We start from the raw sequence: 12,032 nt of genomic DNA, 5'->3' as shown, positions 1-12,032 counted from the left end.
GGAGTCGCCGTGCCTCACTCATCCGCATCAGCCGCCACAGGTCCCCGCGCGTCATCGCCCACCGCTCTCGCCGACCTGCGGCGGTACGCCGAGGACGCCCAGGCCATGCTCAGGGACCAGGAGATACCCGACACTCCGGAGTGCCACGCCGCCCGGGACCGGGTCCGGGAAGCCGCCCAGGAGCTGCTGGACCGGGCCCTCTCCCCCGTCACCATCGGCGTCGTCGGGGAGTACAGCGTGGGCAAGTCCCTGCTGCTCGGCACCCTTTTGGGCTGCCCCGACCTGCTGCCGGCCGAGGAGCGCCCCACCACCGGCAACATCACCGTGCTGTCGCTGACCGCGGGCGAGCGCGGCAGCCCCACCAGGGCGGCAGAGGACACCGAGATCCGCTATCTGAGCGAGGCTCAGCTCAGCCGCTGCGTACAGGACATCCTCTCCAGTCTGATCACCAAACTGGACAAGAGGCACCCGGAGCTGGGCGCGGGCACCGCCCTCGCCGGCTACGACCCGGTGACCGATCCGCGTGGCTGGGCGCCGTTCGACAGCTGGTACCCGTCTCTGTGGCCGGCGCCACCGGGCGGGGGCACCCGCCCGGTGGCGCCCGAGGTCATCGACGACACCCACCGGGACACCGTGGTCGAGCTCTGCCGGATCAGGGACGCCCTGCTCAGCCAGCAGGGAGAGCTGAGCGTCCTCGGGCAGAGCGTCTCCGTCAAACGGCGGATCGTCAGCGAGGCCCTCAAACTCCCGGCCGAGAACGTCACTCCTCCCACACCACCGAAGCTCACCATCCAGCCGTTCAACCGCGAGAGCGTCCGCAGCGAGAAGGGTGATGCGCTCAGCCGCAGTTTCCCGCTGATCGAGCGGGTGATCCAGGACGTCGCGGTCTCCCCCGACCACTGGGCCCTGGGGGGTCTGCTGACCGAACACCCGCTGCGGTTACTGGACTTCCCCGGCATCGGAGCGGCGGGCTCGTACGGCAGGGACAAGTCGCTGAGCCGGCGCGTGCTCGTCGACGTGCACACGATCCTGCTGGTCATTCTCTCCGCCCGCCCCCAGTCCAAGGGCGCCTCCGAATTCTGGGACATGCTCCTGGAGGACGGCCGCTCCCCGGAGGCCCTGGGCCAGGCCGCGCTGGTCGCGGCCAATATCTTCGACAGGACGCATCTCCCGTCCCTCGCCGCCCTCCCGGGCTCCGAACTGCCGCTGCCCCAGCTGCTGCGGCACGCGGACGAGCTCAACGGAATCCATGTCTACGGGAGCAAGTTCGTCCGGGGACGCCAGGACGGCATCGTCGTCACCTCGGCGATCCCCGCGATCCGCCGCTACGAGCTCTCGTACACCAACCTCTCCGACCACACCCGCGACCGCGTCCGCGCCGCCATCGGCAAACTTCCGCCGCCCGGCGAACGTCCATGGGAGCCGATCTCGGTCCGCCTGGAGGCCACTGAGCCCGCCAATGCCTGGACGCCACGGCTGCGCGCGTACGACGACGACGGCGGCATCGGCCGTCTGCGCACGCTGATCGAGGAGCATGTACGGAAGAACGGCGTGGCGCAGAAGCTGGAACGCGCCGAGCGCTCACGGCGGAGGCTGGACGCGGCGCTGCTCACACTCCAGCGTCAGATACACCGCTCGGCGGCAGGCGAGAACGCCGCGTACCGGGAGATCACCGAGATGTTCGCCGAGCTGCGCTACCTGCTGGACAAGCGAGTGCGCCCCGCCCTGCACGCGCTGCACAGCCCCGACCCGCTCGCCGAGGACGGCGGGGAGGAGTACGGCGAGACCGGTGGCGCGGGGACCCTGGCCCGGCCGCCGGGTCTGGCGGCGACCGCCGCCGCCGTGCACCAGGACGTCTTCCAGTGGACGCAGTGGCACCAGCTGATGGAGCGCGCCGACCGGGACCAGCAGCATCTGGTCACCAAGAGCAGGCCGGCCGCGACCGACACGAACGCCATCTGGGAGGACTACTTCGACGTCACGGACGTGGTCTCCGACGCCCCGGACGACATCTTGGGGGACGCTGACCCGGCGGAGGACTCGTCCGGCGTCTTCGTCGAGAACTTCCGGCAGACGGTTCAGGAGTGGAGCAGGAACGGCAACGACGGGCTGCGGGAGTGGTGCCAGGACTGGGCTGCCCACTGGCAGCAGGAGTTCGCCGCGCTGCGTGAGTGGTTCGCCGAACCCGCTACCCGCTCGCTGCTGATCGAGCTCTACTCCCGGCGGCGCGGTGGAGCGGCGAAGGCCCGCCGGCAGCTGGGGCATCTGTGGACCTGTCTCGACCCCGAGAAGACGGTCGGAAAGATCATGCCGAGGCTCGATCACCGGGAGTGGGACAGGGCCGAGCTGGACCGCCGTTTCCCCGCCCGGCCGCACCACGCACTGGCCTGGCACCACCTGATGCGGGACCTCGAGGAGCACATCGAGGAGCGGGAGAGGCATCCGCTGCGGGTGGTGGAGCTGCGCCAGCACACGGCGGTGGCCGCGGCCCGGACGGTCACGGACCATCTGGACGAGCTGCTCGGTGCGGTCACCGAGCAGCTCATCCCGGTGTACGACCAGGCGTCCGCGGCCCTCCTCAAGGAGAACGACGTCGTGCCGCCCCGTCAGGACCCGCCCGCCGACGGCCCCTTCGGCGGGCCGGCCGGCCACCCGCCCGGCGGCTCACCGGACGGTGGCGCGCCGGACGGCGACGGCGGAGCGGGCGAGTACCGCGAATACGTCGAGCAGCCGATCGACCACCTCATCAGAACCTGGAGCGTCGACTGACCATGAGCAGCGCACTGGAGATCTCCTTCCGTGTCCCGCCGCGCACCGGGACCGACGCCGGCACCACGCCCCACCCGGGAGTCGTAGCGCTCGGCCGGCGGCACTTCCGCGTCTACGCCGACCAGGACGGCTTCGCCCTGCCCGAAGTACTGGTGGAGCGCGAGCCCGGCAACTTCGGCTACCTCACCGTCCATCTGCCGCCCCGTGTCGAGGTCCGCGCCGAACCCGGGGAGCCCATACCGGCCCAACTGGCGCACGCCCTGGAGACGGTCTGGGTCCCGCAGGAGTACACCATCGTCAGCGTGGACGGGCTCCGTGTCCTCTCATCGAACGGCCGGCTGCCGGTGAGCCTGGTGTACGGCGATCCTCGTACGGCGACACCGGGTGCTCCGTTCCCCGGGAGGCACCTGCGGGTCGATGTGCACTGGTCCCTCGACTACACGGGCCCGGCGGGCAACTACACCGCTCCCGGCAGCGTCACCGTGGACTTCGCGCCGCCGGGTGAGCAGCCACCGACGACGGCGGAAACGGCCTCCGGGTTCGCCTCCGGCTTCGAACCCGAGGACGACGGCGAGTTCCTGGCACTGCGGACCCCGCAGCCGGCGGGCGACCACTTCCAGCAGTTCGTCGTCGTCGATCTGGGCTCGACAGCATCCACGGCGACGCTCTGGGACCTGGGCAACATCACCCACCGGCTGGTCGACCCCGATCAGACGGCGGCTCTCGCCGAGCTGATGGGAGAGCTGCTGGAACCGCCGCCCGGCGCTCCCGCCGAGTGGCTCAAGGTGGTCGAGTCGATCATGTCCAGCCGACTCGTACTGGGCCGCCGGGGCGGACAGCGGATCACAGGGCGGGAGGCCCTCGCGCGGCTGAACGACGCCGATGTCGTCGACGCCCTGTTGGTGAAGGTGGAGCAGAGCCTGCATCAGGACAGCCGGCCGGCGCTGCGGGACTGGCTGGTGTCGCGCCTCTACGACGGTTACGCCCGCGTCATGAGCACCCCGGCGCTGGACCGCCACAAGCTACGGCCGGTGGACTACGCGGATGTCACCGGCAAGCGCACCCATGCCCCGGCGAGCGCCCTGATCGAGCAGCTGAAGCCGGCCGAGGACGGGCCCGGCGTCGATCCGCTGCCGCAGGACCGGCGTTTCGAGCTCTGCGGGGAGAACTCCGACGGCGCCATCACCGGTATCAAGCGCGCCCTCCTGGAGCATCCGCCGCGCCCTGTCGGCGGCACCGACATGAGCGCCGTCCATCTGGCCCAGCACATGTATCTGCGGCTGGTGGAACGGGCGGAGGAACTGACCCGCCGCGAGGGGGACCGGTCGGAGCCACGGCTGCGCACCGCCGTCATCACCTATCCGACGAGCATCCTGCCGGAGATCAAGCTCCGGCTGGAGACGCTCGTACGCACCGGGCTCGGCATCCCGCAGGTGGTGATGGACTACGACGAGGGGCTGGCCGCCAGTCTCTTCTTCGTGATGCGGGAGCTGTCCGACAACCAGAACCTCGGTCTGGAGGCGCTGCGTTCCCGGTCGCGGCACGTCAGCGACGACCCGCCGACCTGGCATCGCATTCTGCTGGCCATCGACATCGGCGGCGGCACCACGGACATCGCGCTGCTGCGGCTGGCGCTGGTGGACCAGACGCCGGAGCTGGCGGCGGAGGAGGAGTTCGTCTCCGGCCGGGACTACCGGCTCGAACCGCAGCTGCTCGGCTCGACGGGACACGGTCAGCTCGGCGGCGATCTGCTGACTCTCCAGGTCTTCTACTGGATCAAGGCCTGCTTCGTCGACCAGTTGCGCTCCGGCGGCAGCAGCCCCGGCACGGCATCCGGTACCGGCACGGACGGTGAATCCGTAACCCGTGCCCTCTCGACCCGGATCGCCGACCAGGCCGCCGAGATGCTCAATGTCATCGTCGCCCCGGACGTCCACCGCACACTCGACGAGTACCTTCCGACGCGCTGGGACAATGTGCGCGACGAGGCGGAGCGCGATCGGCGACGGCGCCGTTTCACTCTGCTCTGGCAACAGGCCGAACTGCAGAAGCGCGCGCTGGGCAAGGGCGCGGACATCGACGGGGGCGAGGGCACTGCGGCTGCCGGGACGATCAGGACCGATCATGTCCAGGCGATTCTCGATGCCTGCTCGCACGGGCTCGGCCAGGCGAAGGAGGTCCGGCTCGACCCCGCCGACTTCCGGAAGCTGCTGCAGCCGGTACTGAGCCGGGCCGCGGAGATGGGCGGCGACCTCGTACGTACGGTCTTCACCCGCATCCACGAGGAGAACACGAAACGCGTCGCCAAGGGCCTGGACCCGCATCCGGTGCCGGCCCTCGACCAGGTGGTGCTCTCCGGCCGCAGCAGCGCTCTGGAGCAGGTGCGGGAGAACGTCATCGACGTACTCACCAAGGTCGACGCGGACTCGCAGGTCCGGCTGGGCTGGAACCCCACCGCCCTCGCGGTCGAGAAGGGGTTCATCGCCAAACAGGCGACCTCGCTCGGCGCGGCCTGGGCCCATTCCACCCACGCCCTCGCCGGCGTGCTGGGCGGACAGCGGACGCGGCTGCGGGCCACGGACGCGGTGATCCGGCTGAGCGATCTCGACATCAGGACCCAGGGGCTCTTCTCCGCGCTGCCGAGCGATTTCGGTCCGGTGACCGGCGAGGCCAGGGTGCTGCCCGTGCTCCGCGCCGGTACCCCCTTCATCGAGCTGGACGCGCGGGGCACCCGCGGGGTCCGTACGGACTGGCAGCCGCTGAGCGACCTGGTGCTGCTGTATCGGGCCGTCTCGTCGAAGGACTCGATCCAGTGGGGAAGCTTCAATCTGTTCCTGGCCGCCGACGCGGAGTCGATGAAAGAGCCGCTGAGCGAGGTCTGGCGGAGGATGGACGGCAGTGGGGTCAACTACCAGCTGGAGATGGACCACCGGCTTTTCTCCTACATTCTGCTCTGCAACGGCACACCGCATCTGCTGGTCACCGGCCAGTACCTGGAACTGAACGACGCACTGCCGGGTCTGGCCTTCAACGCCTCGCTCGGTCAGTGGTCGCTGCCCGGCAGCCTGTGTGTGTCGCTGGGCGCGCCGGACGCGGGCCCGCCGGACCTGGTGGAGGTGTTCCCGGCCCCTCAGGCGTCCGGTGCGGGCGCTGGTGCGGGTACAGGCGCAGGTGCGGGCGCTGGTGAGACGTATCTGGGCGAGCTCTTCCACGACACCACCGATTCCGAGGAGCCACCGGTGCCGGGCCGGGTGGCGGTTCTCGACGCGCTGCCGGTCCGGGGCAACTACCACTTCCATCTGCTGCGCGACGGCAGCGGCCAACCCGAATATCTGGGCCGGCTCCCGGCTCCGGGCCAGGGCGAACACTCGGCGACGCTGGACGCCCACGGCCGGCTCCGCGTGCACCGGGGCACCGTCCCCTATCTGCCCGCGGAGACACTGCGGCAGGTCGAACAGCGTCCCGGCCGGGTACTGCACCGGCCGATGAACCGCGGTGTCAGCAACTTCAACAAGCACTGGGACCCCACGAACGGGAGCCACTGATGCCCGCCACCAGCACCGCCACCGACCACTGGCACACATTCGCCGAAGCCGTCGCCGACACCTTCAGGGCGGGCCCCTCGGCGAGCCGCGACACTCTGCTGGACGCTCTGCGCCGCTGCGAGGAGACGCTGAAGGAGGTGACGCCGTCTCACGAACGGTACGACGGCGACTCCGACGAGGTGATCTCCCGCGTACTGGAGGCCCGCAACGCCCTCGGTCTCGCGATCCGGGCCGCCACAAGGCCGCCGGCCACGGACGGCCACGGGGCGGACAACCGGACCGGGGCCGCCCGGCGCACGAGCGAGGACGGTAGCGGCACCGGCACCGGGACCCAGTCCCAGGGCGCGACCGCAACGCCGCCCGATCCCGGTCCGGTCCTCGACCGGGAGGCCCGGTGTGCCGCCCGCCTGGTCGAGTTGGGCGATGAACTGCACAGGGACCGCGACATGTATGTCGGCACATGGCGGCGCCGCCCGCCAGGGCCCGTCACCGGGAAGGACATAACCGGTGCCTGGGAGTCACTGCACATCGCCCTGCTGCGCCTGCCCGAGAAGGACGTCGCCACCTGGCGGAACAAGTTGGCCGCGGCCGCACGCGAGTACCTCGGCACCGACTGCGCCGCAGCGGCCGCTGAGCCGGACGACCAACCCGTTCCCGCGCTCGGTGATCTGCACAGCGGGGTTGTCCTGCCGCTCGCCCTCACCACCGAGGGGGCGCTGAGAAGGGCCGCCGCCGAGGCGCCGCCGGACGTTCTCGACGCACTCGGCATCGGCGACGTCGCGACCGGGGACGTGGGCGGCCCGAGGCTCCAATGGGCCGCACGGGCGGCACAGGCACTGCTGCTGGCGGAGCTCGACCCTGAGCTGCGAGCTGTCCTCGGCCCCGACGGCGCTCCTGCCGGCCTGCGGCACGAACGGCGGGACCGGTACCGGAACGCGCTGGTGACCAGCTTGAAGACCGCCGCCAGCGCACTGAGCGGCGGGGCAGGCTGGACCCCCTCGACACAGTTGGGCCCCGCGCTGCAACTCGACCTCGTGCTGGGCGGACTGCACCACGAACCGGCGGCCGCCGCCCCGGACAGCTGGTGGTGGCGGTGGCGCAGGCAAGTGTCGGGCATCCTTCAGCCCCTGGCCCAGAAGGCGGGCCATGAGTTGGTCTTCGACGAGACCCACACCTGGCACGAGCCCGAGCTCTCCGCATTCACCAGGAACAATGTGGGCGGCGACAAGAGGCGGGACGAACAGTTGGTGCACTGGGTGCTCCAGACCCCGCTGCGCCGGCGCGGTGGAAAGGGGACGGAGTGCCCGGGCCGGGTGGTCTGGCGCCCCGACCCGCCGAACCCCGGCGGGCTGTGACATGGCGGAGCCGGCGGGGATCCATCGCCACATGGGGAGCGGCCCATGGTGGGTGCGCGCGAGCGCGGTGCTCGCCGCGTCCGAGGTGGGACGCGCCGCCGGACTGTCCCGGCAGCTCGCGGCCGATGTGGCGATGCTCGGTGCACAGGACGGTGCCGCGAGGCGGGTTCCGCTCCGGGTCGTGGTACCCCGTACCGGCGACGGCCCTGGGCTGGTTCCGCTGCTGACCGGGCTGCGCATCGCCGATCCGCCCTTCGCCACGGACCTTCTTCCGGTCTCCGTGCTCCACACCGCCGTCGACCGCCCCCAACTCCGTTTGTCGCCCGCCCAGTCGACGGCGCTCGACCGTCTGGCCCGGCTGCTGACCGCCCGTCCTGAGCTGCTGGGCGAGGCACTGCGCGCCTCGCCCGGCACGATGGCCTGGCTCCGCGTCCGTGCGTCGGAGGCCGGCGCCGGTCCCTACTTCCGCCCGGGCTGCGCGGGCGCCGAAGCGGTCGCCCGTACCTGGCGCCGCTGCCAGGACCTCACCGCCGCCGGTCCCGTGTCGGCGGTCCTGGACGCCTCCGTGGCATCGGTGCCGACCGCGCCGGCGGTGATCCACGCGCCGTTCCGCGCCGCTCTCCTGCCCTGGCCGGCTCCGGGCGAGCGCGGCGGGGACGGCCTGTGCATCGAGATCGTCGATCTACCCGTCGTAGCGCCGGACAGGGCCGGACCCGCGACCCGGCGCGCGCTGCGCCTACTGACGCTCGAAGTGCTGCAGACCGCGCACCTCGTGCTCGCCGCGCTGCCGGCCGACGAGCTCGGTGGGGACGCGAAGCCCTCGCCCGCAGTCGCAGTGCTCGGGGGACTGCTGGACCGGGTCCGGCGGGCGCCGCACGCGCCGCCGGTCGTGCTGGTCGCGACCGTGGCCGGGCTGCGCGGGAGGCATGGCATGACGGATCTGGGCAGCTGGTTGCGCGGGCGCGGCGGCCGGACCGTCGGGCCCGCGGCCGAGGGGCTGCCGGTGTACGCATTGGCCTTGCCGGAGGCCGGACTGGCGGCGCGGCTGCTCGACGGGACGGTCCGGCGGCCCGGGTACGCCGTGCGGCAGGCGGAGGCGGACTGGGCTGCCTCCGGGCTGGCCGCGTTGAGCGATGGCGTTCTGCGTCCGCTGATCGGCGAGGTGCCTCGCGAGGTTCCCGTGCTGACCGTGCGGCGGTTGCGGGCCGCGTGCCGGGACGTCCGGCTCGGCTGTCACGACCTGACGGCACGCCATGAACGGCCCACGGCCGACCCCGCACTGTCGCCCGGGTCCGGGGAACCACTCCGGCCGGGCGACGGACGCGAGCTCTGGGACCGTCTCGAAGCATTCGCCGCCTCCGCGCTCGCGGAGCGAACCGTGCGTCGGCTGGCCACGGAGGAAGGTCGGCCGCGTGGAGACTGAACCGGTCGTTCTGGTCGCGCTGTTCGTCGCGCTGTTCGTCGCGCTGTTCGTGTCCCTGGTCGCGTGCGGCGTACTGGCCGTCGCGGCCCGTCGTCGCGGATCGCGCCACACCGTCCTGCCCGCCCAGCGCCAGAAGAAGCTGTTGGCCCCGGAACTGGAGCGGACTCGCGGGGCCTACGAGGTCCAGCTCACCAGGGTCCTGGGAGAGCGGGAACAGGCGCTCGTGGAAAACCGTGCCCTGCGGTCGCGGCTCGCCGAGGTGGAGGGCGGCGTGGAGGCGGCCGTCGCGGCGCAATTGAAGGTGCGACTGGCTGCCGCGCTGGAGGCAGAGGTGGAGGCGAGAGTGGCTGCCGCACTGGAGGCACGGGTGGGGGCGCGGCTGACCGCCGCCTTCGAGGCGAAGGTCGAGAGGGGAGTGGCTGCCCGGATCGCCGAGGCGTCGGCGGCCACCGCTCGGAACCGCTCGCAGGACGGAGCCGAGGTCGCCGACCCGCCCGGCGGGCCGCCGCTTTCCCCGGCCGTACCCAGCCGACTGCCGCTGGGCAGGGACTCCGGGGCCGACAGCACCGTCGACGGTGCGGACCTCGGTCCGCTGATCGTCCGGTCGGCCTCCGTCCGGGGCGACCGGCAGCGCGAGGACGGTGAGCACCGGCGGGACGCGGTCCACCTCGGGCTGGTGGAGGAGATCACCTCTCCGACGCTGCTCAGCGTGGTGGCCGCGGGTGCACCGCGCGGACCGTGGTCGCGTTCGGCCGCGGAGCGGGCCTGCCGGAGTCTCGCCGCGCAGCTCGGCCACTACGGCGAGCGGCTCGGCACCGAGCTGTATCAGGCTGCGTACGCCACCACGCGTGTCCCGGCCGATGACAGCGAGCTGGGGGGCCTGCTGCGCACCGCCGTTCAGGGTGTGGCTCACTCCGTGCGTCTGGTGGCTCGCAACGAGACGGGCGGCATGAGTACCGGTACCGGCAGCACCGGTGCGGCCGGTGACGCTGCGGTCGAGCTCGCGCTCACCGGACTGCTGTCCCGCCTGGGCGACCATCAGCTGCGTGAGCATGTGGCTTTCGGTATCGGCGACGGCTCCGTACTGCGGTTGCGGGAAGGCGTCTGGGACGGGGTCTTCACCGGCGCTCGGCAGGCGCGGCTTCCCACCGGCTCGCAGGAGCTGCGCTGGGCCCGGCTGGAGACCCGGCCGGGTGACCTGCTGGCGGTGTGCAGCGCGCCCATGGCGGAGTTGCTGCTCCGCGAGGATCTCGGTGACTGGTTCGCGGAGCGCTGGGTGGACCGGCGGCCGTTCCTCACGACGTTCTTCTCCGATGTGAACGTTCGGGTGAGGTCGGCCGGGGGCGACCGGTCGGTTGTCTGTCTGTGGGATTTCGGGGAGGCCCGCCGCACCCGCGATCAGCCATGAGCGTCCGGAGTGTTGATGGTTCGCGGGCCGGCTCGCGGGCCGACCGGGGTCAGAGGCGGATCCTCCAGCCGGTGGTGGACTTCAGCGTCCCGGCGATCTTCGGGTCTCGCACCGCAGGCGTACGGTCCTCGGCGGTGACCGACAACGTGTGCGTGCGCAGGTCGAGCAGCCATAGGGCCAGGTCCGACACCCGCACCCGGGTACGGCCCGCGAAGGGCTTCAACTCCCTGCCGTCCAGATACCAGCGGATCCTGAGCTGACGCCCGTCCGCGCCCCTCAGCCGGGGTACGGCGGCCTTCGCGGTGTCTGTGAGCCGGAGGGTGCGATCGGTGGGCGTGACCGCGGTGACGACGTTCGCGTGGCGGTAGAAGCCGGCGATCATCGCCTCGATACCGGGCAGGTTGAAGGGCTTGCCGAGAGTACGCATCAGGGAGTTGTCGGTGGGCCGGTACAGGCCCGTGACGTAGTACCCCCCGCCCTCGTATGTGCCGACCGAACCGCCGTCGGGCGATTCCTCGCCGAGCCAGCGGTGCCACTTGGCACGCTGTCCGGACATGTCCCCGGCGGCCAGTGTGGAGCTGTTGGACTCGGCGGGCTCGGGGCCCGTGTACTCCTCGTAGCCCGGGTAGCCGGGGTAGTAGTACTCGTCGGCGAGCTTGCCCAGCGAATGGCCGGTCTCGTGGATGGCGACCTGGCCGGACTTCTCGTTGCCGGCCGAAGCGGTGGAGATGCCCTCGTAACCGAGGGTCCCGCTCGGCTCGTTGTAGCCCGCGCCGCCGTACTTGGCGCTGTTGGCGAGGACGAGCACCAAGTCGGCCTCGGGCGCCTTCGCCACATACCCGTCGACCTTGTCCTGGTCGACGCACAGCAGCCGCTCGATGTCGTCGCACCAGAAGTACGAGCCCAGGGCGGTGTCCCGGACGATCTCCGGACCGGGGTCGCCCGAGACGCCGGACTGGTTCGACACGGCGTCGACCGCCCATACGTTGAAGAGTCCCTGGTACGTCGTGTACGGCTCGACGGCCGCCACCTCAGCCCATTTCTCCCTGGCGTCGGTGTGGAACCGGTCGAGCTCGGCGGCGGTATAGCCGTCCCCGACGACGACGATGTCCAGCCGGTCGGCGGTGGAGCCGTTGTCCATCAGCTTGGTGACCTCGCCGTCGGCGGCCTCCTCGGCCGCCGAGAGCCGGGAGGAGGGCCGGGCCCGGCCCTCCTGTGGTACGCGTGTGCGGCCGGATCCGGCGGCTGTGCCGTGTTCCGGCCCGGGTATCTCGACCTCGACCCCGGCCCTGCCGGGCGTCGCCGGATCCGCTGTCGCGCTGCCGGGTGTGGCGGCCAGTACGGCCGCGAGGGCGGCGGCCGCGCCGACCGCCGCCATGACTCTGCGCCGTGCTGAACGCATGAAAATTTCCCCCTGACACGGAAGTTAAGTAACTAAGTAAGCGTGATGAACGAGTTGCTTAAACTAGGCGGAGGTACAGGAGGTGCGCAATCCCTACTGCCCCTGAATACTGGGGAGTTCGAGAACCAGG

6 protein-coding genes are annotated in these 12,032 nt (G+C 71.4%); 5 read left to right on the top strand and 1 reads right to left on the bottom strand.

What is annotated here, in order from left to right; all coding sequences use genetic code 11:
* Nucleotides 1-9: 9 nt before the first annotated feature.
* The 5 genes from OG966_RS35165 to OG966_RS35145 are packed head-to-tail and all read left to right on the top strand — an operon-like array spanning nucleotide 10 to nucleotide 10,500.
* On the top strand, nucleotides 10-2,769 hold the full coding sequence (locus OG966_RS35165; RefSeq protein WP_326654110.1) for a hypothetical protein: 2,760 nt from the start codon (nucleotides 10-12) through the stop codon (nucleotides 2,767-2,769).
* Nucleotides 2,770-2,771: 2 nt separating this feature from the next.
* A complete protein-coding gene (locus OG966_RS35160; RefSeq protein WP_326654109.1) occupies nucleotides 2,772-6,314 on the top strand; it encodes a hypothetical protein in 3,543 nt (1,180 codons plus the stop codon).
* On the top strand, nucleotides 6,314-7,669 hold the full coding sequence (locus tag OG966_RS35155; RefSeq protein WP_326654108.1) for a hypothetical protein: 1,356 nt from the start codon (nucleotides 6,314-6,316) through the stop codon (nucleotides 7,667-7,669). The genes OG966_RS35160 and OG966_RS35155 overlap by 1 nt, the downstream gene beginning before the upstream one ends.
* 31 nt (nucleotides 7,670-7,700) lie before the next feature.
* Nucleotides 7,701-9,092 carry a hypothetical protein gene (locus OG966_RS35150; RefSeq protein WP_326654107.1) on the top strand — a complete coding sequence of 464 codons (1,392 nt, stop codon included), beginning with the start codon at nucleotides 7,701-7,703 and terminating at the stop codon, nucleotides 9,090-9,092.
* Entirely contained in the window at nucleotides 9,082-10,500 is a 1,419-nt protein-coding gene (locus OG966_RS35145) for a hypothetical protein (protein ID WP_326654106.1), read from the top strand. The genes OG966_RS35150 and OG966_RS35145 overlap by 11 nt, the downstream gene beginning before the upstream one ends.
* A 49-nt stretch (nucleotides 10,501-10,549) precedes the next feature.
* Here the strand turns inward: OG966_RS35145 and OG966_RS35140 are convergent, their stop codons facing one another.
* Nucleotides 10,550-11,902 carry a M64 family metallopeptidase gene (locus OG966_RS35140; RefSeq protein WP_326654105.1) on the bottom strand — a complete coding sequence of 451 codons (1,353 nt, stop codon included), beginning with the start codon at nucleotides 11,900-11,902 and terminating at the stop codon, nucleotides 10,550-10,552.
* Between the last annotated feature and the right edge of the window lie 130 nt (nucleotides 11,903-12,032).

The organism is Streptomyces sp. NBC_01750, assembly GCF_035918095.1.
In the GTDB taxonomy this organism is placed as follows: Bacteria; Actinomycetota; Actinomycetes; order Streptomycetales; family Streptomycetaceae; genus Streptomyces.
Note: the sequence above shows the minus strand (reverse complement) of the source record. Positions and strands in the feature narration are given on the sequence as shown.